Origin of the sequence: Corallococcus carmarthensis, assembly GCF_003611695.1 — a bacterium.
Lineage (GTDB): Bacteria > Myxococcota > Myxococcia > Myxococcales > Myxococcaceae > Corallococcus > Corallococcus carmarthensis.
Map to the genome: position 1 here is coordinate 25,639 of NZ_RAWE01000033.1, position 22,726 is coordinate 48,364.

Annotated in this window: 17 protein-coding genes; 9 read left to right on the top strand and 8 right to left on the bottom strand. The window is 70.0% G+C overall.

The features are described from left to right. Positions 1-3 precede the first annotated feature (3 nt). Genes D7X32_RS12210 through D7X32_RS12225 form a run of 4 tightly spaced genes read left to right on the top strand, consistent with a single transcriptional unit; the run spans position 4 to position 6,283 of the window. Positions 4-2,016, top strand: a complete 2,013-nt coding sequence (locus tag D7X32_RS12210) for an acetyl/propionyl/methylcrotonyl-CoA carboxylase subunit alpha (RefSeq protein WP_120602703.1) — start codon at positions 4-6, stop codon at positions 2,014-2,016. Further along, the gene (locus D7X32_RS12215) at positions 2,013-2,786 is read left to right on the top strand and encodes an enoyl-CoA hydratase family protein (RefSeq protein ID WP_120602704.1); all 774 of its coding nucleotides are present in this window, start codon (positions 2,013-2,015) and stop codon (positions 2,784-2,786) included. The genes D7X32_RS12210 and D7X32_RS12215 overlap by 4 nt, the downstream gene beginning before the upstream one ends. Before the next feature lie 55 nt (positions 2,787-2,841). Beyond that, a complete protein-coding gene (locus D7X32_RS12220) occupies positions 2,842-4,440 on the top strand; it encodes an AMP-binding protein (RefSeq protein WP_120602705.1) in 1,599 nt (532 codons plus the stop codon). A 49-nt stretch (positions 4,441-4,489) separates the two neighbouring features. Next, on the top strand, positions 4,490-6,283 hold the full coding sequence (locus D7X32_RS12225) for a Vps62-related protein (protein ID WP_208752407.1): 1,794 nt from the start codon (positions 4,490-4,492) through the stop codon (positions 6,281-6,283). Between the two features lie 2 nt (positions 6,284-6,285). Here D7X32_RS12225 and D7X32_RS12230 read toward each other — a convergent pair whose 3' ends face one another. The 3 genes from D7X32_RS12230 to D7X32_RS12240 form a co-directional block, all read right to left on the bottom strand. Continuing rightward, positions 6,286-7,713 (bottom strand): hypothetical protein, encoded by a 1,428-nt coding sequence (locus D7X32_RS12230; RefSeq protein ID WP_120602706.1) that lies wholly within the window; start codon positions 7,711-7,713, stop codon positions 6,286-6,288. A gap of 88 nt (positions 7,714-7,801) precedes the next feature. Beyond that, positions 7,802-8,176, bottom strand: coding sequence for a hypothetical protein (locus tag D7X32_RS12235; RefSeq protein WP_120602707.1), 375 nt, complete (start codon positions 8,174-8,176; stop codon positions 7,802-7,804). Between the two features lie 348 nt (positions 8,177-8,524). Then, positions 8,525-8,725 carry a hypothetical protein gene (locus tag D7X32_RS12240; RefSeq protein WP_120602737.1) on the bottom strand — a complete coding sequence of 67 codons (201 nt, stop codon included), beginning with the start codon at positions 8,723-8,725 and terminating at the stop codon, positions 8,525-8,527. A 146-nt stretch (positions 8,726-8,871) separates the two neighbouring features. On the opposite strand from D7X32_RS12240, the gene D7X32_RS12245 reads away from it, so the two are divergent. Next, positions 8,872-11,541, top strand: a complete 2,670-nt coding sequence (locus D7X32_RS12245) for a DEAD/DEAH box helicase (protein ID WP_120602708.1) — start codon at positions 8,872-8,874, stop codon at positions 11,539-11,541. Between the two features lie 21 nt (positions 11,542-11,562). Here the strand turns inward: D7X32_RS12245 and D7X32_RS12250 are convergent, their stop codons facing one another. Continuing rightward, positions 11,563-12,507 (bottom strand): haloalkane dehalogenase, encoded by a 945-nt coding sequence (locus tag D7X32_RS12250; protein ID WP_171446871.1) that lies wholly within the window; start codon positions 12,505-12,507, stop codon positions 11,563-11,565. A gap of 67 nt (positions 12,508-12,574) precedes the next feature. On the opposite strand from D7X32_RS12250, the gene D7X32_RS12255 reads away from it, so the two are divergent. Continuing rightward, the gene (locus D7X32_RS12255; protein ID WP_120602710.1) at positions 12,575-13,486 is read left to right on the top strand and encodes a LysR family transcriptional regulator; all 912 of its coding nucleotides are present in this window, start codon (positions 12,575-12,577) and stop codon (positions 13,484-13,486) included. 153 nt (positions 13,487-13,639) lie between these two features. Beyond that, positions 13,640-14,791, top strand: a complete 1,152-nt coding sequence (locus tag D7X32_RS12260; protein ID WP_120602711.1) for a TIGR03118 family protein — start codon at positions 13,640-13,642, stop codon at positions 14,789-14,791. A 348-nt stretch (positions 14,792-15,139) separates the two neighbouring features. Here the strand turns inward: D7X32_RS12260 and D7X32_RS12265 are convergent, their stop codons facing one another. From D7X32_RS12265 to D7X32_RS12275, 3 genes are all read right to left on the bottom strand, one after another. Next, on the bottom strand, positions 15,140-15,628 hold the full coding sequence (locus D7X32_RS12265) for an SRPBCC family protein (protein WP_120602712.1): 489 nt from the start codon (positions 15,626-15,628) through the stop codon (positions 15,140-15,142). Between the two features lie 3 nt (positions 15,629-15,631). Next, a complete protein-coding gene (locus D7X32_RS12270) occupies positions 15,632-15,967 on the bottom strand; it encodes an ArsR/SmtB family transcription factor (protein WP_120602713.1) in 336 nt (111 codons plus the stop codon). A gap of 88 nt (positions 15,968-16,055) precedes the next feature. Beyond that, a complete protein-coding gene (locus D7X32_RS12275; protein WP_120602714.1) occupies positions 16,056-16,871 on the bottom strand; it encodes an alpha/beta fold hydrolase in 816 nt (271 codons plus the stop codon). Between the two features lie 199 nt (positions 16,872-17,070). On the opposite strand from D7X32_RS12275, the gene D7X32_RS12280 reads away from it, so the two are divergent. Then, positions 17,071-18,660: an endo alpha-1,4 polygalactosaminidase gene (locus D7X32_RS12280; RefSeq protein ID WP_158625664.1), complete on the top strand. Its 1,590-nt coding sequence runs from the start codon at positions 17,071-17,073 to the stop codon at positions 18,658-18,660. A 69-nt stretch (positions 18,661-18,729) separates the two neighbouring features. On the opposite strand, the gene D7X32_RS12285 is transcribed toward D7X32_RS12280, so the two are convergent. Continuing rightward, on the bottom strand, positions 18,730-19,092 hold the full coding sequence (locus tag D7X32_RS12285) for a hypothetical protein (RefSeq protein WP_120602716.1): 363 nt from the start codon (positions 19,090-19,092) through the stop codon (positions 18,730-18,732). 150 nt (positions 19,093-19,242) lie between these two features. Between D7X32_RS12285 and D7X32_RS12290 the strand changes: the two genes are divergently transcribed. Further along, complete coding sequence (locus tag D7X32_RS12290) at positions 19,243-22,713, top strand: protein kinase domain-containing protein (protein WP_120602717.1); 3,471 nt, start codon at positions 19,243-19,245, stop codon at positions 22,711-22,713. The last annotated feature ends 13 nt before the right edge of the window (positions 22,714-22,726 follow it).

Consider the following 22,726-nt stretch of genomic DNA (forward strand, 5'->3'; position numbering starts at 1 on the left):
ATCATGAAACGCATCCACAAGGTGCTGGTGGCGAACCGGGGTGAGATCGCCGTGCGCGTGCTGCGGACGTGCCGACGCCTGGGCCTGCGCACGGTCGCTGTCTTCTCCGACGCGGACCGGGAAGCCCCTCACGTGCGGCTCGCCGACGAGGCGATGCACCTGGGGCCGCCGCCCGCGCGGGAGTCCTACCTCTCCATCGAGCGGGTCCTCGCCGCGGCGAAGGCGTCCGGCGCGGATGCCATCCATCCCGGGTACGGCTTCCTCTCCGAGAACGAAGACTTCGCGCGCGCGTGCGCGGAAGCGGGCTTCGTGTTCGTGGGCCCGCCGGCGGAAGCCATCGAGCTGATGGGGAACAAGCGGCAGGCGAAGCTGCGCATGCAGGCCGCCGATGTGCCGTGCATCCCCGGCTATGAGGCGGCACGCCCTGGCGAATCGCTCGAAGACGAGGCCCTGGTCCGTGAGGGCCAGCGCATCGGGTTCCCCATCATGGTGAAGGCGGCGGCGGGCGGCGGCGGACGCGGCATGCGGCTGGTTCGCGAGCCGGGCGCGCTGCTCGACGCCATCCGCTCCGCGCGCTCGGAGGCGACGAACGCCTTTGGCAGCGGCGAGCTCATCCTCGAGCGCGCCATCGAAGGCGCGCGTCACGTGGAGGTGCAGGTCTTCGCGGACGCGCACGGAAACGCGGTGCACCTGGGCGAGCGTGACTGCTCCGTCCAGCGGCGGCACCAGAAGGTCATCGAGGAGAGCCCGTCCCCGGCCGTCACACCCGTGCTGCGCGAGCGCATGGGCGCCGTGGCGGTGCAGGCCATCCGCGCCATCGGGTATCGCGGCGCGGGGACCATCGAGTTCCTCCTGGCGCCGAACGGCGACTTCTTCTTCATGGAGATGAACACGCGCCTGCAGGTCGAACACCCGGTGACGGAGCTCATCACCGGGCAAGACCTGGTCGAGTGGCAGCTGCGCGTCGCCGATGGTGAGCCGCTCCCGCTGACGCAGCCGGAGATCACCTTCCAGGGGCATGCCATCGAAGCGCGCCTGTGCGCGGAGGACCCGGCCAAGGGCTTCCTCCCGCAGACAGGGCGGCTCCTGGCGTGGGTGCCGCCAGCGGGGGAGGGCGTCCGCGTGGACCACGGCGTGCGTGAGGGCCAGGACATCACGCCGTTCTACGACTCCATGCAGGCGAAGCTCATCGCGCACGGACCGGACCGCGAGACGGCGCGCGAACGGCTGGCAGCGGCGCTGCGGGAGTTGACGGTGTTCGGCGTCACGACGAACAGCACCTTCATCCAGCACGTCCTCGGGCACGAGGCGTTCCGCTCCGGCCGGTACGACACGGGCTTCGTGGGCGCGCACACGCCGCCGGAGACGCTGGGGGCGCTCGGACAGGCCTCCGTGGAGGACCAGGCCATCCTGGCCGCCTTGCTCTTCCACGACGATGCCGCGGCGCTGGTTCAGCGGGGCGGCTTCGACGCGACGCTCACGGGCTGGAGCAGCTCCTACGCCTTGCCGGTGCCGGTCGTCCTGCATGACGGGACCTCGGAGTTCCGCGCGTCGGTCCGCCCCGTCGCACCGGAGGCCTACGACGTCCGCATCGGTGACACCTCGGTTTCGCTCTCCCTGCGCGGCCTTGGGGCCGAACGCGTCGAGGTCGAGGTCGCGGGAAGGCGCCGCGCGGTCCGTTACCGCCGCGCGGGAGGCACGTTGTGGAGCTCGCTTGACGGCATCACGCGCAGCTTGCGCGACGTCTCCTTCCGGCTGCCTTCCGAGCGCGAGCGCGCCAGCGATGGCCGCCTGCGCGCCCCCATGGATGGCCGCATCATCCAGGTGCGCACCGAGGTCGGCGCGGCCGTGAAGAAGGGCGATGTGCTGGTGGTGCTCGAAGCGATGAAGATGGAGTCGTCCCTCATCGCTCCCACGGATGGTGTGGTCACGGCGGTGAACGTCACGGTCGGGGCGCAGGTGCCGGCACGGCACGTCGTCGCGGTCGTCTCCCCTGAAGCGAAGGAGGCAGCATGAGTGATGCACCGCTCGTCCGGTACGAAGTCTCTCGCGGCGTCGCGACCCTCACGCTCGATTCGCCCCGCAACCGCAACGCCCTGTCGCGGGCGCTCGTCACGCAGCTGCTGGAGCGGCTGCACGCCGTCGGCGCCGACCCGGAGGTGCGCGCGGTCGTCCTCGCGGCCACCGGTCCCGCGTTCTGTGCTGGTGCGGACCTCTCGGAGATGGCGGACGGAGGGGCCGCGAAGGCTCCGGGCGTGCTGCTCGATGTGCTGCGCACGATCGTCACGCTGCCCCAGCCCGTCGTGGCGAAGGTCGCCGGTCAGGTGCGTGCAGGAGGCATCGGCATCGTGGGCGCGTGCGATGTGGCGGTCGTCGCGGAGTCCGTGAAGTTCGCCTTCACGGAGGCGCGCATTGGCGTGACGCCCGCGGTCATCTCCCTTACCACGCTGCCGCACCTGACCAGCCGGGCGGCGAGCCGCTACTTCCTCACCGGTGAGGTGTTCGACGCGACCGAGGCCGCGCGCATCGGACTCATCACCTCCGCGGTGCCGGACGCGTCGCTGGATGGCGCCGTCGAGCAGATATTGGAGACCTTCCGGGTGTCGTCTCCGCAGGGCCTGCGCGAGACCAAGCAGCTGGTGGCCGCCGGGCTGCGTGCGCGCCTGGACGCCGGGGGCGCGGACATGGTCGCGCTCTCCGGCCGGCTGTTCGCCTCCGAAGAGGCCCAGGAGGGCATGGTCGCCTTCCTGGAGCGCCGTCCGCCTTCGTGGGCCACGCCGAAATAGGCGAGGGGGCAACCCGGTTCGACCCGAAGCCCGAACGGGCAAATAGGAGCACACGATGTCCGCGACCCAGGAAGCGCAGTCCCCGCGCATCAGCCGAGTCTCGCTGGGAGACATCGTCCACCGGTCCGCGTTGCGCTGGCCGGAGCGGACGGCGCTCGTCGACGGGGACCTCGAGTTCTCCTATGCGGAGCTCGACCGGCGCTCGAACGCGTTCGCGCACTACCTGCTCTCGCAGGGGCTGCCGCAGGGCGCGCGCATCGCGATGCTCTGCGGCAACTCGGCGCAGATGGTCACTGCCTTCGTGGGCATCTACAAGGCGGGGCTCGTCTGGGTGCCCATCAACACCGGTCTCTCCGTGGAGGCCGTCCAGTACATCCTCGAACACGCGGAAGCCACGCACGCGGTCATCGACGCCGAGCTCCTCGCGAAGCCCGGGCTGCGGGCGATGCTCGAGGCGCTGGGCACCCGCGTCATCGTCTGCGTGCCGGAGGGGCAGGCGGCGCCGGGCGGCGACACGGTCGCGTTCCTGGACACGCTGAAGGGTCGGCACGGCACGCTGCCGGAGGTGGACATCCAGAGCGGCCAGCTGGCGCAGATCATGTACACCAGCGGTACCACCGGTCAGCAGAAGGGCGTCATGCACTCGCACGCGTCGGTGCACGCGGCGCTGAGCGGGAACCTGTTCGAGCTGGGGATGCGGCCGAGCGATTCCACCCTCTGCGTGCTCCCGATGTTCCACTGCGCGCAGCACGCCATCTCCATGACGTTCCTGCTGGCCGGGGCGACCGTCGTCGTGCGGCGCGCCTTCGATCCGGCCGCGATGCTCGCGACCATCGAGCGGCGCGGCATCACCTTCCTGCTGGGCCTGCCGGTGATGTACGGCGCGATGCTCGCGCACCCGTCGCGCCCGGCCACGAAGCTGTCCAGCCTGCGCCTGTGCCTCTACGTGATGGCGCCCATGGCGCGCACGATGCTCGTGGAGCTCATCGCGCACTTCTGCCCGGGCGGCTTCGCGCTCGCGTCAGGGCAGACGGAGATGTACCCGGCGACGACCATGTTCAAGCCGGAGCAGCAGCTCAAGCGGTTCGGCTCGTACTGGGGGGACTCGGTGGTGACGAACGAGACGGCCGTCATGGATGACGATGGCCGGCTGCTCGGGCGCGGCGAGGTGGGGGAGATCGTCCATCGCGGGCCGAACGTGATGCTCGGCTACTACAAGGACCCGGCGGCCACCGCGCGAGCGAGCGCGTTCGGCTGGCACCACACCGGCGACCTGGGCATGTTCGACGCCGACGGCCAGCTCCTCTTCGTGGACCGCAAGAAGGACATGATCAAGACGGGCGGAGAGAATGTCCCGTCCATCAAGGTCGAGGAGGTCCTCTTGCGGCACCCCGCCGTGCTTCAGGTCGCGGTGGTGGGCCTGCCGCACTCGCGCTGGACGGAGGCGGTGACAGGCTTCGTCGTGCTCAAGCCCGGCGCCTCCGCGACGGAGGCGGAGATCAACGCCCACTGCCGCCAGCACCTCGGAGGGTTCGAGGTGCCGAAGGCCATCGTCCTGCTCCCAGCCATGCCGCAGACGAGCACCGGCAAGGCCCAGAAGTTCGTGCTCCGGCAGCAGTACGCGACGCACTACGAGAATCAGGCCGGCTCGTAGTGGCTACACTCCGGGTATGGTCTGGGGTTCCCTCCCTCCCCAGGTCTCCATGCCCCTCCGGCAATTCCTCCCCCTCGTCGCCTTCGCCACGACTTCGCTCCTGGCGAACACGGCTTACGCGAACACCGTCTACGGGCTCTGGCAGGGCTCGGGAGGACAGAGCGCCTCCAGTCCGGGCAACCGGGTGTTCCTGTTGGATTCACAGACATCCAGCAACCCGGTGACGTTCACGCTGACGTCGTCGGCGGATGCCTGGCTGTACCTGCTGGACGCGAACGGCACCATCCTCGCGCAGGACAACAATGGCGGCGGCGGCACGAACTCGCGTCTCACCGTCACGCTGGCGCCGGGCAGCTACCGGTTGGTCGCGGCGACCGCGCTGTCGGGTCAGAGCGCGGAGTTCACCCTGGCGGCGGACTCTGGGGTGCTGCGCGCTCCCAAGGCCCTGGAGGTCCGGCCCACGAGCCGTTTCACCTGGGTCTACGACGATCACGGCACCGGCGCGACGAACGACATCGCCATCTGGCGTCCCGACCTGTCCCAGACCCCGGGCTTCTTCTCGCTGGGGGATGTCGCCATGCCCAACCGCGGACAGGCTCCGGCGACGACGTTCGTGGTGCGCGGCGAAGGCGACCTGCTGGCGCGTCCGTCCAACTACAACTGGATCTGGGACGACTCCGGCTCCGGTGGCACGCACGACGTCTCCTTCTGGGAGCCGGTCGCGCCCGGGGGCTACACCTGCCTGGGCCATGTCGCGGTGCTGGGCTACTCCAAGCCCTCCACGGACCTCATCCGCTGCGTGCGGAGCGAGTACGTGCTGCCCGCCAATCCCGCGTGGGTGTGGGACGACAGCGGCTCCGGCGCGGATGACGACATCGGCGTGTGGCAGGCGGTGGCGCGCGACCACCGCGGCCTGCCCGCGTCCACCTTCGTCTCCCGTCCCAGCCACGGCGACACCGGCGGCAACCGCTACTGGGTCCTCAACAAGAGCGCCACGTCCAACGCGGAACTGCGGGGCCTGCCCGTGGATGCGCAGACGGTGGCGGCGTTCGCGCCGCGCGTGTGGCTGCATCCGGACGAGGCCTACTTCCCGTCCTCCACGCAGTTCCACCTGGCCAACGTCCACGAGGAGAACGGCCACCTGGTGACGAACCAGGCGCTGGGCTGTGACTCCTGCACGGATCCGCAGTTCCTGGACGGCCAGCGTCCCAACCAGACGCCGGTGCCCGTCTACGCGCAGCTCATTGCTCGCACCCAGGGCGGCTTGCCGACGAACGTGACGGACGTGCTGTATTGGAATTTCTATCCCTACAACAATGGCAAGCGCGTGTGCATTGGCTGGTATTCGCCCTGGGGCTGCGTGGGCGGCTACTCCACCTTCGGCAACCACGTGGGGGACTGGGAACACCTCACCGTGCGCTTCATCGACGGGCGCCCCGCGCAGGTCTACCTGAGCCAGCATGCGAACGGTCAGCTCTTCACGTTCGGCGACAAGGCCGTGTTCCTCAGCGGCTGGCGCCCGGAGGTCTTCTCCGCCAATGGTTCGCATGGCCTCTACCCGGACGCCGCCCGGCACATCTACGAGACCATCTTCAACGGCGACTTCCTGGCGGACGACACCGGCGCAGGGCTCGCGTGGGACACCTGGAACAACGTGGTGCTCATTCCCTGGCAGCCGGCGGGGACCTACGCGGGTTCGCTCGCCTGGATGAACCTCACGGCGTACTGGGGCAACCCCGAGGCGGGCTGCGACAACCCGACCGGCTACTGCGTGAACAGCGGCGGTCCCTCTCCACTGCGCAACCGGTCGGTGTACCAGCCGGAGTACATGACCCTGGAGTAGCTCTAACGCCTGCCCAGGAGGCCGAAGGGCTTCCACTCCAGGATCTTCAAATCGAACCCGGACTGGCGCTTCCCGGCGATCCAGTCCTCGAGGGCGCTCAGCGCGGAGGCCTCGTCATCGAAGCGCTGGCGCTCGTCGTCGCGGGTGACCAGCGTGGTGCCGTCCACGATGGCGGAGGTGTACTCGGTCTTCGGTCCGCCGTACTTCGCGAGCTCGCGTTCGAGCGGCCCCCGGCCGGGAACCCCGGTCGTGACGCGCAGGAAGTCTCCCTCGTATCGGGCCTCCAGCCGCCGCACCTCTTGCGCGGCGGCATCGGAGGTGGCGAAGGCGAAGCGGAACGTGCGCATCGACCCGTTGTTGTAGCCCGCGTGGAACTGGACGACGGCGCCGAAGCGCTCAATCTCCAGGAAGAGGTCGCCCCGCTTGCGCCAGAAGGTGACGCGCTCGGAGGCCCGCTGCTTCACGTCGAGGGCCGGCGGCATTTCCTGCCCCAGGAACTGCTTCCCGTCGAAGATGTGCAGGGGAAGGCTGCCCGGGCGCATCAGCCACACCTCGCCCGTCTTGCGCTGCGCGTAGACGATGTCCTTCGCGCGCGCGTTCTTCGACGCCTGGGTCGCGATGCCTTCGATGTCGAGTCCCTCGAGCTCCTCGGCGGTGGGTCTATCCGGCTCGCGGACCTGCCGGGGCTGAGGCGCGTCCGTGAAGACGGGCTCGCCCTTTTGGATGCGCTCGAAGAGCGTGTCGTGGTGCAGCTCTCCCAGGTCGATGTTCCAGAACTCGGGACGGAGGAAGGTGGACGCGAGGGAGGAGGCCTCCTCGCCGGAGCGGCCGTTCTCCAGGTGGTGCTCGGCGTGGACTTCGCCGTAGCAGGTGACGTCGTGATCATTCTCGTCGAGGAAGCGCGTGGTGAGGTCTCCCGCCACGACGAGGCTGTCATCGTTGTAGACGCCCTGGATGACGTCCCGGACCACGAGGTCGCCGAGGACCAGGAAGTTCCCTGACGTCTGGAGTCCCCACGCCGTGCAACGGCCCAGGACCACGACCGTTGAGTCCGGTCCGCAGTCCTCCAGCACGCCCGCCACCTCCAGGTCTCCCAGTACGATGAGGGGACAGGTGACGCGCAGCGAGCCGGAAGCCCGCGCGTTGCCCGTGACGACCCGGGCTTCGGAGACGGTCCCTTCGAGCACCGCGTCCTCGGGCGTCAGCAAGTCGCGCATCACCAGGGCCGCGAAGCCGATGGGTGAGAGGGGCCCGGGACACAGTTCCTGGGCGAGCTGGGACGGCGACAGCCGCGCGTCCTCGCGGAAGGCGTCGGCGAGGGACGAGACCGAGGGCTTGCCGTGGTGGGAGAGCGCGTCGAGGACGGCCCCTTCAAGCTGGGCGAGCGTGGCCTCCGCGCGCGGGAGGAACTCGTTCTGGGAGAGGCTCATGCGCGCGCATGCTACCCACGCGAACCCCCTCTCAACTACCGCGAAGCCCGGACGTGAAGCCCGGGCCTCGCGGGCGAAGCTCCGGACCTCAGATCTCCGCGGTGGCGTCCGGATGCTCCTCGCTACAGACCTGCGAGGCGTCATCAGCCTCGCGGGCCTCGTCCACGCTCACGGAGGCGGAGGGATCCGTAGGCTCGGGGCGGATGGCGGGATTGCACCACGTGGGGTACTCCGCGCCACATGTGGTGTGGCGGTTCATGACGGAACACGCGTCCGCGCACGTCCACGTCCAACACCAGTCGTCGCACTGCGGCGGCAGGGCAAAGGCCGCCGTGGGGGCGGCGAGTGAGAAGACAGCTGAAACCGTCAGCAAGGACTTCATCAGCGTGCGCATGCGTGCTCCGTCTGGGAAGAACTGCACGCACAGCTTGAGCCTGATGGGGTGGCAGGTGAATGAGTCCATTTCGACGAGCCATCGAGACAAGGCGCGCGGTCCGCCGGGACCTGCGATGCCGGGACCGCCACAAGAGAATTCTTCGGCGTGGTGGTGTGCTGCGTCCCTGTCGAAGTGGGTGGAGGTGCATGCGCGCACGACGTGGGCCTGCGGCTCAACGTCAGGGTCGACCCGGACGACCTGCACAACATCATCGTCCTGAGGCCGGTCGTCGCACAGGAACTGAACAAGTCCCTCCTCCAGGGCATGGGCGCACGGGTGCCGACGCAACCGTCGCCGGGAGACCCGGTGAAGGCCCTGGCGAGGCTGTACGGCCGGGCCCCGACGTGGGCCCGGCCGCGGTTCATCCGCTCCGGCCTACTGGCAGACGGTGAAGTCGGAACACACGCACTGCCCACCGCCCGCCGGGCCACACTGCCGGAAGCACGAGCAGTCTTCGTTCATGCAGATATCCGGGCAGATGCCCCCGGCCTCGGAGCTGGTGGGAACGAGCGTCCCGACGGCCCCTCCGGCCACGACTCCCAGCACGAACATCCACTTCGCCATTGCCTTGCGCATGAACGGCCTCCCAGGTTGAACGACCGGCCGCATCCTAGTCCGGTGAGCGTCTTCCCGGGTCAGGCAGGGGGAGTCCACCGTCGCGCGCCGGACCTGATGCTCGAATTGCTTCCACCGGCCATCGCCAGTGCGTATCACTGGCCTACGTGCGTACCCCCACCGACCGCTACCTGCCGCCTCGCTCCGATGTTTCGTTCCCCGTAGCGCCTCCGCGCGGACGGGTGGTGGTCATCGCGCCCACGCGCGCCGCGTGTGAGACCATCGAGCTGGCGCTCGGATTGGAGCTGCGCACGTACCTGGAGCAGCACCACGGCGAGCGCCTCCTGGAGTTGGCCCGGAGCGGGCAGGGGTTCGGCATCGTCGCGGGCACCGGCACGGGCAAGACGCTCGCCATCCGGCCCATCGCGGAGGAGATCGTGGGGCGGCGGCCCCTGCGGATCGCGGTGGTCAACCGCGAACGGGAGGCCTCCGCGGAGACGCAGCTCGCGGACGTGGTCATCGTCACCACCGGCATCGCGCGGCGCTGGTTCCAGGGCGGCGTCATCCGGCGCGAGGACACCCTCATCGTGGATGAGATCCACCAGACCTCCGCCGAACTGGAGCTGTGCCTGGCGCTGGGCAAGCGCGTGGGCTGCCGCTTCATCTGGCTGTCCGCCACCGTGGATCCGGCCTTCTACTCGCGCTACCTGGACAGCGCGGACGTGCTCCAGGTGTCCTCCTTCGACCCGGGCAAGGCGGCCCGCGTGGAGGTGGAGCGCCGCCAGCCGCTGGCCTTCCTCAACGATGCCTTCCTCCAGGACGTGCAGCGGCAGGGACGCGGCGTGGGCGTGTTCCTGGCCACGCGTGCCGGGGTGGAGGAGGTGGCGGCCCACGTGCGCTCGAACTGGCCGGAGATCCACGCGGCGCACTACCACGGCGGCGAGCCGCTGCGCGCCATCCGTCCCTTCCTGGAGGGCTCGGCGCCCCGGCCCTTCGTGCTCGCGATGACGGCGGCGGGGCAGAGCGCGCTCAACGTGCCGGGGCTGGACACGGTCGTCATCGACGACATGCGCTTCACGAACCTGGTGGAGGGCGGCCGCAACGTCCTCACCCGTGTGCACCTGGGCAGCAACGAGCTGCTGCAGATGGCGGGGCGCGTGCACGGACGGGTGGTGGGCGGGCGCGTCTTCATCCTGAGTGACCGGTCGCTCCACTTCGCCTCGCTGCGGCCCACCGAGCCCGAGTTCCAGCTCGCGGGCGAGCCGGAGCGGGTGGCGCTCACCGCCGCGGCCCTGGGCGTGCGCGCGGATGAGCTGGACCTGCCCGTGCCGCTGGACCGCAACGCGTATCGGCGGGCGCTCGCGAAGTTGCAGGCGCGCAACATCGTGGACGCGGACGGACGGCTGTCCGACTACGGCCGCGCGGTGGAGGCCCTGCCCGTGGAGCGTCCCTGGGCGGAGCTCATCGTCAACGCGGAGGACGGGCTCCTGCCGTTCCTCGCGGTGTGCAGCTCGGTGGAGTCGCTGCACCGGATGACGCGCGAGGAGCGGAACCTGGACGGGGTGCTCGTGCCCGGCAGCGACCACCTCACCGCGTACAACCTGTACGCCGAGGCCTTCCGCGAAGCGGGTTCGGTGGGGGAGGTGCAGGGGCTGCCGCGCCACGTCTTCAACGCGGAGAAGCTCACGGCCTGGACGGAGGGGCGCGGGGTGCTGGCGAAGGCCCTGGAGGACGCGGCGCTCGCGATGGCGAGCGTGTACCGGAGCGTGAGGCTGGCGCTGCCCGCGCGCATGCCCTTCGCGACCCCGGCCGTCTATCAGCGCTTCTGCGACCTGCTCGCGCGCTTCATGCCCTTCGACCTGGTCATCGACGAGCGCACCTCCTGGGGCGAGGTCGCGCGCGTGTCGAAGACGAGCGTGTGCGGCAACCTGGGCGCGGTGGCGGGCGTGCTGCGCTACTTCGCCGACCGCAACGGCGAATCGCAGGCCGGCATCGAAGGCACCCAGCTGCCGCAGGCCCTGCTGCGCCGCTACGCCCGCCGTCACTCGGAGGCGCCGGCGTATGACGCGCGCTTCCGCTCGGTCGTGCTCGTCAGGATGCTGGACTACTTCGGCTTCAAGCTGGAGCAGGAAGTGGACGTGCTGCGCGCCTGGGGGCCGGAGCTCGCCACGGCGGCCCGGCACGCGCTCGCCGAGGCGCTGGCCCGAGGCGATGCGCCCCATCCCGCGGTGGACCGTCACCGGGTCGCCATCGCCGAGGTGCGCGAGCTGTGGCGGCGCTCGGGCGGACTGACCGCACCGCTCGGGTTCCCGGAACTCACCGCGCTCTATGAGGCGCAGCTCGATGGGGTGGACACGCTCGACGAGTTCCGGGAGCGCCCGCTGCGGTTCGACCTGGACGCGCTCGTGCCGCGCGCGACGCGGCAGGCCCTGCTTGCGCTCCCGGACACCGTGGAGGTTCGCGAGCAGGGGATCCCGCTCGAATACGACGTGGAGCTGCTGTCGGACGGAGCGCCGCGAGGCGTGGTGCGGCTGCACCTGCCGGAGAAGCTGGCCCGGACACTGGTGGAGGAGGAGCTGCCGCGGCTCGACCGCTCCCAGCGCTTCAGCGTGGCCCGAGGCCGGCGTGGCGTGCTCCAGGCGCGTTCGCTCCTCGAGCTCCAGGAACTGCTCGACCGGCCATGGATGCCGGACGAGGTCGCCGAGGCCACCCGCGAGCGTCAGCCCCAGGTGCAGGACCGGGAGCGCGACGCGCCCAGGTATGGGGGCAACCGGAGCCACCAAGGCAAGGCACCCAGGAACGGAGGCCGGCGCGGCGGCGGTGGGCGGCGGCGCTGAAACAGCAAGGGCAGGGCTCGCTCACCACGCGTGGCGGTCCAGCCAGCTCCGGATGGCGCGCGAGATGTCCTCCGGCGCGTCTTCCGGCGCATGGTGCCCCGCACGCCCGAGTGGGACGACTTCGAGGGCCGGCAGGTGGGCGCGAACCCATTCGACGATGTGCGGCGCACTGAGGCCGGTGTCCCCGAAGGTCAGCAGGAGCGCTGGCTTCACGGCCGGCTGCGCGAGCCACGCGTCATAGCGCTCGATCACCGCGGCGACGTCGGCGGGCTCGCCATCGATTGGGATCTCACGCGGCCACTGCAGCACCGGGCGCCGCGACGCCGCGTCCGGGTAGGGCGCTTGATACACGTCCCGGTCACTCGCGGAGAGGCCGTGCTGGACGCCGTTCGCGAAGGACCTCTCAAGGAACGCGTTCTCGTCGAGCACCAGCTTCTCACCCACCCCAGGCGTCCGCAGGGCGCGGAAGAACTGCTCCCCCTGGGGGGGCCAGTCGCTCCAGTGCATGGGGCGGAGGAACGTCTCGAACACGACCACGCCCCGCACGCGCTCCGGGTGCCGCCGCGCCTGGTCCAGGGCCAGCACTCCGCCCCAGTCGTAGCCGACGAGCACGACGTCCCGCAGGTCGAGCGCCGCGAACCACGCATCCAGGTACTTCGCGTGGTCCGCGAACCGGTAGGCGATGTCCGGCTTGCCCGAGCTCCCCATCCCGATGAGGTCGGGCGCGAGGCATCGGCCGCGGTCGGCGAGTCTCGGGATGACGTTGCGCCAGACATGCGAGGACGTGGGGTTGCCGTGCAGGAACACGATGGGCGAGCCCGTCCCCGCCTCGCGGTAGGAGATGAACGAGTCCAGGACAGGAAGCCGTTGCTGCGAGGTCATGGGAATGCTCCGGGGTGAGAGCGGCATGGAGGTGTGGCAGGCGACGAGCACGCCCGCGACGAGACAACCGAGCAGTCTGTGCATGCACCCATGATGGGGAAGGGGAGTCCTCGCTGGTAGTGATGGTTCGTGAGGTCTAGGCTCACCAACCGTGAGCATTTCGATCGCGGCCCTCGACCTCAACCTCCTCCTGGTGCTCCACACCGTCCTCACCGAGCGCAGCGTGGTGCGCGCGGCCGAGCGGCTCCACGTCACACCGTCCGCCATCAGCAACAGCCTCGCGAGGCTGCGCTCCGTGCTGGGGGATCCGCTGGTCACGCGCAAGGGCCGTGGAATCGTCCCCACGCCCCGCGCGCTCGCGCTTGCCCCCGCCATCGCGCGAGGCCTGCGCGAACTGGAGTCCGGGCTTCACGAGGCCCCATTCGAGCCAGCCCGCTGTACACGCACCTTCACCCTCGCCGTCGCCGACGCGGGTCAGGTCACGTGGGGGCCACGAATCGCGGCCCGGATGGCCGAGGCGCTCCCGAACGCGCGCCTCTCCGTGGTCGGCATCGCTTCGCTTGTCGCGCTGGGGGACCTGACCTCGTCCCAGGTCGACCTGCACATCGGCCTCGCCGGGCGGGGCGCGGGCCTGCACGTCGAACCGCTGAGGGACGAGCGCACCGTCCTCGTGGCCCGCGAGGGCCATTCCGCGCTCACGAAGCGTCTGTCCGCGCGGGGGCTCGGCGCGCTCCGGCATGTGGGCGTGGAGATGGTGCCGGGCAAGGGCTTCCGGGACCTCGTCGGCGCCGCGTACGCACGCGCGGGCATCCCCCGCGAGGTCGCCATCACGGTGCCATCATTCCTGACGGCCGCCGCGATGGTGGCCGCGACCGATCTGGTCACGACGCTGCCGGAGTCACTCGCCGCCGCGCAGGGAGCACGCCTGGGCGTGCGCGGCGTCAATGCGCCGGTCCCCGCGCATACCGTCACGCTGTCCCTGTGCTGGCACGAGCGCACCCATGCGGACCCGGCGGCGCGCTACTTCCGCGAGCTGGTCCGGAGCGCGGTCCTGGCCGGGTGACAGGCTTGGGATGCCGGACGAGGTGTTGGGCATCATGCAATGCGGACTGGAGGTCATTTCCCGGCGCATCAGGGCCTGTTGCGGCACGGGCCAACGCTTCTCAGGCTTTAGCCAGAAGAGAAGGTCACAGAAACACGAAACCGAGGGGGGGACATGAGGACAACGTCGATTCGTGAACTGGGGCTGCGGTATGGCGGATATGTGGTTGGGCTGTCGCTTGCCGTGGTGGGGTTGCCTGGAGTGGCCATCGCCCAGGCACCTGGCGAGCTTCCCAATTCCTATCTCCAGAGGAACCTGGTCTCCGACGGGGCAGCGACCGCGGAGCATGTGGATCCGAATCTGGTCAACGGCTGGGGGCTTGCTTTCAATCCGTTCGGGGCCGCCTGGGTGGCCGACAACGGGACGGGGGTCTCAACGCTCTACGACGGGGATGGGAACGCGCAGCCGCTCGTGGTCACCATCCCGGTGCCCACGGGAGCAATGGCTCCCGCGAGCCCCACGGGCGTCGTGTTCAATGGCTCTGAGGGCTTCGTGGTCTCCCAGGGCACCGCCAGTGGCCCTGCTCGCTTCATCTTCGTCACGGAGGAGGGCGCCGTGGCTGCCTGGTCTCCCGTCGCAGCCGCATCCAACGCCATCCTCACGGTGGACAACTCCGGCAAGGGCTCGATCTACAAAGGGGCCGCCCTGGCGAGCAACGGCACCGCCACCTACCTCTACGCGACCGACTTCCACAACGGGCGGGTGGATGTCTTCGACAACCAGTTCGCGCCCGCCACGCTCAGTGGGAACTTCACGGACCCGAACCTGCCTGCTGGCTTCGCGCCGTTCGGCATCCAGAACATCCAGGGCGATCTCTACGTGAGCTATGCGCAGCAGGATGCGCAGGGCGAGGACGAGGTCCACGGCCCGGGCCTGGGCTACGTCAACGTCTTCGATTCGAACGGGCGGTTGATCCGCCGGGTGATCTCCGCGGGCAACCTGAACGCTCCGTGGGGGATGGCCGTGGCGCCGGCAAGCTTCGGGCGGTTCGCGGGGCGTCTGCTGGTGGGGAACTTCGGCGACGGCACCATCAACGCCTTTGATTCCGCGACGGGGGCCTTCGATGCCCAGCTTCTGGGCTCCGACGGGAAGCCGGTCATGATTGACGGCCTGTGGGCGCTCAGCTTCGGCAATGGCCTTCAGAACCAGCCCAGCAACACGCTGTTCTTCACCGCGGGCCCGGCGGATGAGGCCCAGGGCCTCTACGGCCGCCTCGACGTGGCCACCACGGGCGCGACCCGCGTCCCGTTCCGTCCCACGCGCTGAGCCGCGTGCGGTTGGGGCAGCGGAGGTGCCTGGCACGCGCCCGGGGAATCATGTCCCGGGCGCGCGTTCCTCATGGATGACGCAGCATCGGAACACCTGCCCGGGTTTCTCCCCCACGGAAGCCCTCGGGCCCGGCGGCTCCACGGCCCGCGCCTGGGCTCGGGTCGCGGTGAGGAGAAGGCGCACCGGAATCAGCATCGCCTGGGGCAACGCATGCCTCCTGCGGGTGGGGACCCTTGCTGGAGCAAGGCTGTTCCACTCGCGCACAAGAGGACGGCTCCGAGGGCGACGCCCTCCTCGCATGACACGACTGTCAGCGGCTTCGCGCGCGGATGCCGGACACCGGTGTCACACGCGCCGTTCGGCGATCGCCGCGATCTGCGCCGTGACGGTGCCCCAGCCTTCGTGGAAGCCCATGTCGTGGTGCATGTTCCTGTCCTCGCGGTTCTTGTGCATCACGTGGGCGCTGTAGTCCGTGCCCTGGGGATGATCCTTCAGCGTGATGATGGCGGTCATCCCGGGCATGCCGGAGAGCTCGGCGGGGCGCCAGCCCGCGAGCAGGACGGTCGTGAACACGATGCGCTCGAGCGGGTCGACGGCGAGGAAGCTCGCGCTGAGGTGCGGCCCGAAGTCGCTGGTCGCCGTCTCGCTGAAGTGCGTCACCAGCGCGCCGCCGGGGCGCAGGTCCATCTCCAGCACCTTGCACCGCGAGGGCGCCGGCACCCACCACTGCTCGAAGCTGGCGGGGTCCGTCCAGGCCTTCCAGACGACGGCGCGGGGGGCCTTGATGATGCGCGAGATGCTCAGGTCGAGCTCGGGATGCAGGGCAGGGGACATGGATCACTCCTTGTTCTGGGTGGCGGTGACGAACTGCTCGAGCCGGTCCGTGCGGGCCTCCCAGAGGGCGCGCTGCGCGGACAGCCACGACTCCAAGGCGGTGAAGGGCTTCTTCTCCAGCGCGCACGTCCGCACGCGCCCCTCCTTGTGCGTGCGGATGAGTCCACTGTCCTCCAGGAAGTGGATGTGCTTCATGAAGGACGGCAAAGCCATATCGAAGGGCTTCGCCAGGTCGCTGATGCTGGCGGGGCCCCTCCCCAGACGCGCCACGACGGCCCGGCGGGTCGGGTCGGCGAGCGCCTGGAAGATGCCATTCAGTTGTTCTGGATGCTTTTCCACGAGGCTAAGTATCGCCCCGTGATACTTAGTGAAAGGGCTAAGTAATCCGCCGTGCCGGGAGCGGTGGCGCCCGTCCGCTTCCGGCGCCCTACATGACGCCCCCCCGGGGCAACCACGGCGCGAGCTCCGGAGCCCGGTCCGCATCCCATGCAATCCGCTGCAGCACCGCGAAGACGTGCGACGGCATGTCGAAGGCGTTGTCGAGCGGCTCCACACCGGAGAGCCAGGCCCGCGCCACGATCTCCGGGTGGAGCTTCATCACGGCGAAGCTCCACTGCGAGCCGAAGCTCTGCCCGGACAGGGTGATCTGCTCGTATCCCAGCGCCCGGCGCAGGTCGTTCACGTCCTCGGCGCACTGGACGATGGTGTAGCCCGCCAGGTCCTTGCCGGGGTGGGCGGCCACCGCGTCCCGGGCCAGCTTCACCAGCTCCGCGGCATCCGCCGCCAGGGTGCGGGGCCGGTCCAGGGGCTGGTGCGGACGGGCCACCAGCAATTCCTCTCCGCGCTTGGAATAGCCGCGCTGGTCCATGACGATGACGTCACCCGCGGCGGTGAAGGGAAACACGCCGGCCAGTTGCTTCTTCGCGGCGGTGTCCTCGTCCGTGAAGGCATTGAGGTAGCTGCGCGCGGGGCCGCCAGGAAGGATGAAGATGGGAGGCGCCCCGGTAGGCCGCGCCGCCTTGACGCGAGCGAAGCCGACACCGATGAGGCGGCTGTTCGCGACCGCCCGGTTCTCCGGGACGAACAGCGTGCCCAGCTCGTACTGGACCGGCGCGCCTTCGGCGGTCTTCGTCGAGCCGCTTTCCCAGACGATTTCGCCCGCACGGTGAGAATCCGTGCTGGCGGCATGCGCGGGAGTGGTGAGGAGAACGAGGGCGAAAATTCGCAGCAGTCTGCAACGCAAGGGTGGGCGCCTCCCAGGCCGCGCATGTTCCCGGCTTTCCGCCCATCAATCCAGCCTGACAGCCGGGCAAGGGGCGGGGCGCTCTGGCATTGCACCCGGACGCCCTCCATGTGATAGCCGCGCCCCCCACCCTGGAGGCGTGATGATGAAATGGATTGCCTGGTTGCCGCCGTGTCTTGCCTTGCTGACCACGGGATGCATGCCATTGGAGGCGGAGGACGCGCGGGAGCCGGAGGCCCAACAGCAGGCCCTGACGGGCACGGAGGTCATCGACTTCACGTCCGCGAGCACGCTGGCGAACACGGACGCGTCCGGCAAGAGCGGCGGCATGACCGTGCTCAAGGCGAACAGCGCGAACTGCACGGTCGGCGCGTATGCGGATTGCTACGCGCAGTACATCGAGTTCAGCCCCAGCTACACGGGCTACCTGACCTTCAAGCTCTCCAGCCTCACCCAGGCCGCGCCCACCCCCGCGCAAGTCACCCAGCTCCAGCTGCTGACGAAGTACCAGGGGCCCGCGGCCGCCACGTCCTACTACCAGTGGCAGCTCTACCGGTTCACGACCTCCAGCTGGGTCAACATCGCCAACTCGCAGGGGCGCGGTGACTGGGTGTGGACGCCGGCGCTGACGCTCAACCTCCCCGGCACGGAGGTGGCCGCGAACTTCGTGTCGAGCACCGGTGACATCCGCGCGCGCATCGTCAAGGGCGCGGGGACGGACGCGGCGCAGCTCGACAGCCTCCGCCTCCAGGTGTCGTGGGACATCGCCACGACGTGCACCGCGGAAACCGACGCGGCCTTCTGCACGCGGCTGGGCAAGAACTGCGGGCAGGTGGGTGGCACCGACAACTGTGGCCAGGCGCGCACGGTCGCGAGCTGCGGCAGCTGCCAGAGTCCGGACACGTGCGGCGGTGGCGGCACCGCGAATGTCTGTGGCCAGGCTTCGGCCTGCACGGTGGCGGCCTTCCCCAAGGGCGCCACCTGGATGTGGGACCTGGAGCACGACGCCATTCCCACGAACCTCAACGCCCAGGTCTACGTCGTGGACCTCTTCAACACCACCAGCGCGAAGATCCAGGAGTACAAGACCGCCGGCAAGAAGGTGGTCTGCTACTTCAGCGCCGGCACCTACGAGGACTGGCGGGGCGACGCGAACCAGTTCCCGCAGGACACGTACTGCACCCCGGGGGAGAACTGCGCGCAGTCCGTCCACATCCTGGGGGACTGGTGCACGAGCGGCGGCGGCTGTGAGTGGTGGTTGGATCACCGCAAGCAGGCGGTGCGGACGGTGATGACGTCGCGCATGCAGCTGGCGCGGACCAAGGGCTGTGACGCGGTGGAGCCGGACAACATCGACGGCTACTCGCACGACGATGAGATCAGCTGCACCGACCAGGCCTGCTGGGGCCTCACGGCGGCGAACCAGCTGGACTACAACCGCTGGCTGGCCACCACCGCCCACTCGCTGTGCCTGGGCATCGCGCTCAAGAACGACGTGGATCAGGTCCCCGCGCTGGCGGACTCGTTCGACTTCGCCATCAACGAGGAGTGCCAGAAGTACAACGAGTGCGGCGCCTACAAGACGTGGTTCACGAACAAGAACAAGGCGGTCTTCAACGCCGAGTACCGCGTGGACTCGAGCGGGGACCTCACGAACTGGACGTCGTGCACGGGCACGGGGACGACCTGCGCTTGCGGCCAGAGCGGCTTCGACCCGGGCGACCTGCGCACGCTGGTCTTCAGCACCGCGTCGGTCCGGTACGACAACCTCCAGTTCGCCTGCTGGTAGCGAGGGCGGGCCGGGGCGGTCCTCCCACCCCGGCCTTCCCAGCCTGACGGCCTGACGCGCCCGGAGGCGCTACGCCGCCTCCTCGTAGCCACCCCCGGAGACGTCAATCGTCCCGTTGGCTGTCTTTGTCCCCATGTCCTGACCTTCGATCGCGATCGTGAACTGGTAGTGGAAGTTCCGGGTGTCCAGGACGGTAGGCGGGACGTAGAGCACGTAGAACCAGGAGATCGCGCCCTCGCTGTCTTCCGTCCGGTTCCGGGAGATGACCTGGATGGGCGGCTCCAGGATCAGGCGGGGTATCCCGGCACCGCTGGGGACCAACACCAGGGCCGTGATGCCACTGCCCGCCGTGGCGCTGCAAGCCTTCACCGTGATGGGCTGCATGCCGGGGTCGGAAATGAAGTCAATGGCGATGTCCAGCTTGAATGACATGCGGTTCTCCTGTGTTGCCCCGGAGGCGTCGCGGGGCGCCCTTCTTCTCTATTCAACCGCATTGCCGGGCTGACGTGATGGCCTCGGCTCGTCGCGTCTGTTCATGGCTCGCGTCATACTCAGGCCGCTCCCTACGGAGGCCCCCGGCCGATGAACCGCGACGATGAGAAGGAGAGGTCCGTGGGGGTCCTGCCCGGCGGCGACGACACCACCACCTTCGACGGCCCCCCGGTCATCCGGGCCCCGGCGCCGCGACAGGCGAGCACCCCGGCCTTCCCCGTCCCCGGGTGGGACCGGTACCAGTGCGTGCGGTTCCTGGGGCAGGGCGGGATGGGGCGCGTGTTCCTGGCGCTGGATCCACGACTGCGCCGCCACGTGGCCCTCAAGTTCGTCCGGGACGACGACGAGGCCCTCACCCGCCGCTTCATCTCCGAGGCGCGTGCCCAGGCCCGGGTGCGTCACGAACGCGTGTGCCAGGTGCACGAGGTCGGCCACGTCGACGGGAAGGTCTTCATCGCCATGCAGTACATCGACGGTCAGCCCCTGAGCGCCCTGGTGGGCTCGCTCACCGTCGAGCAGAAGGCCCTGGTGATGCGCGAGGCCGCGCTGGGGGTGCATGAAGCCCACCGCGTGGGGCTCATCCACCGGGACATCAAGCCCTCCAACATCATGGTCGAGCGCGCCGAGGACGGCACGCCCAGGCCCTACGTGATGGACTTCGGTCTGGCGCGGGACTGGAACGAGTCCGTGACGGCCACCGGCGCGGTGCTGGGCACGCCCCACTACATGGCCCCGGAGCAGGCGCGCGGGGAGGTGAGCCGGCTCGACCGCCGCGCGGACGTCTACAGCCTGGGCGCCAGCCTCTACTTCCTCCTCACCGGGCAGGTCCCCATCCCGGGCGCCAACGGCCTGGAGGTGCTCAACAACATCCCCCACACGGAGCCGCGACCGCCGCGGCTGCTGGAGCCGGGCCTGCCGCCGGACCTGGAGGCGGTCACCCTCAAGTGCCTGGAGAAGGACCGCTCCGCGCGCTACGACTCGGCGCGCGCGTTCGCGGAGGATCTGGATCGCTTCCTCTCTGGCGAACCCGTGCTGGCGCGCACCGGCTTCGGCTATGCCCTGCGCAAGCGGTTGCGCAAGCACCGGCTCCTGGCCTCCGTGAGCGCCGCCGCGCTGCTCGCCGTGTCGGTGGCCCTGGGCTGGGGCGCCGTGGCGCGCGTCGAGGCCGCCGAACGCGAGCGGATCGCCCAGCGCTTCACCGAATTGGTGGAGCACCTGGAGGCCATGGTCCGCTACTCCGCGCTCTCCCGCCTGCACGACACCCGCGAGGACCGCCGGGCGCTGCAGGCGCGAATGGTGGAGCTGGAGGCGGAGATCGGCCGCGCCGGACCGCGCGCCCTGGGCCCCGGGCACTACGCGCTGGGGCGCGGCCACCTCGCGCTGGGAGATGAGCAGAAGGCTCGCGAGCTGCTCGAGTCCGCCTGGAGCCACGGCTTCCACGAGCCCCGGGCGGCGTACGCGCTCGCGCTCGTGACGGGGCGGCGCTACCAGCAGCAGCTCCTGGAGGCGCAGCGGATCCGCAATCCGGAGCTGCGCGAGGCGTCGACGCGGGACGCGGAGCGTCTCTACCGCGACCCGGCGCTCGCGTGGCTCAAGCAGAGCGAGGGCGCCCAGGTGCCATCGGTGGAGTACGTGGCGGCGCTGGTCGCCTTCTATGAGGGCCGCTTCGACGAGGCCCTGGCCCTGCTGGAAGGGGCCCGGATCCGGCTGCCGTGGTTCCATGAGCTGCCCATGTTGCGCGGAGACCTCCTGGAGGCCCGGGCCTTCAAGCGCTGGAACGGAGGAGACCCCGACGGGGCCCGCGCGGACTTCGAGTCCGGCCGGAAGGCCTACGCCGCTGCCGCCGCGGCGGCGGAGAGCGAGCCCGCCGTGTACCGGTCCCTGGCCCGGCTCGAGGCGGACGCGATGGTGATGGAGCTGTATGGGAAGGGAGACGTCATGCCCTCCTACCACCGGGCGCTGGACGCCCTCTCGCGCTGCCTCACGGTGGTTCCCGAGGACGCCACGTGCCTGGTGCGGATGGCGCGCGTCCACCACCGCCTGGCCGAGCACCGGCTGACCCGGGGAGAGGACGGGACGGAGCCGCTCACGAAGGCGATCGAGGCCTTGCAGCGCGCCCGGGCGGCGGAGCCCGGACGGTCGGAGGCCTCGCTCTACCTGGCGCGGAGCATCTGGCTCCAGGCGCGCTACCGCATCGAGAAGGGGGAGGATCCCCGCCAGCTGCTCGGGGAGTCCGCCGCGTTGTTCGAGAGCATCCCCGGGGTGGACCGGGACCGGGGCTTCTACGGAGACTATGGCCTCGTCTTCAAGAGCCGGGCGGACTTCGAGGACCAGGTGGGGGTGGACTCCCAGGACAGCCGGGACAAGGCCATCCGTGCCTACGAGGCGGCCATCGCGCTCGACGACCGCATCCCCGAGGATTGGATCAACCTGGGCAGCGCGCTCTTCACGCGGGCCTCCCTTCCGCGCAATGCGCAGGCGGATCAGGACCTGGAGAAGGCCCTCCGCGCGCTCGAGAAGGCCCGGGCCCTCAACCCCCAGCACTTCGTGACGTACTTCTACGCGGGAGAGATCCACGCGCAGCGGGCCCACCGGCGGAGGAATCGCGGCGAGGATCCACGGCCCGAGCTGGACCTGGCCGTGGAGCAGTACCGGCGGGGGATCGCCATCAACCCGAACATCCCCAACCTCCACAACGGTGTGGGCGGAGTGCTCATGCTCCGGGCCGATGATGCGTGGGACCGCGGGGAGGATCCCCTCCCCGTGCTCGACGAAGCCCGGGCCGCGTATGAACAGGCCATCGTGGTCTCACCGGGGCAGGGCTTCGCCTATGCGAACCTGGGCTCCCTGCTCGTCAGGCGCTGCAACTACCTGCTCGCGCGGGGCGAGGATCCCCGCCCGAGCGGGCGCGAGGCGGAAGCGCCGCTGCGACAGGGGCTCGAGCGGATGCCGGGGGCGACCTGGCTGAGAGGGTTGCTGGGCACGGTGCACGTCATCCAGGCCCGCTTCGAGCTGGACCACGGGCGTGATCCCCGGGCCGACCTCGCGCGCGCCCTGGAGGAGCTGCATGCCGCGCTGGAGAAGAATCCGCAAGACGCGGAGATGTGGCTCCAGCTGGGCAAGGCGAAGGCGATGGACGCCCGCTGGAAGGCACGGCGCGGGGCGCTCCCGGCAGGGGAGGTGGAGGAGGTGGCGGCGTCCTTCGAGAAGGCCATCACGCTCTCACCGGACGAACCGGAGTACCGCCTGGAGGCGGGCCTCTTCTACCGTCAGTGGGCGGAGTGGAGGCAGCGCGCGGGCGGTGAAGCCGGCCCGTGGATCCAGCGGGGCCTGGAGCTCGCCGGCCAGGTCCTGACGGCCCGGCCCGACTGGCCCGTGGCCCAGGCCCTGCGCGCCGGCCTGCGCCTGGAGTGGGCGGACACCGCCAGCCCCGAGGGCCCGAATCACTGGCGGCGTCTGGCATTGGAGGACCTCACCCAGGCGCTCCAGCGCAATCCGAACCTGGCTCACGATTGGGGCGGACTGCTCGCCGCCATGCGGCGTTCCAGCGCGGGCCCTTGAGCCCCGAGGGCTG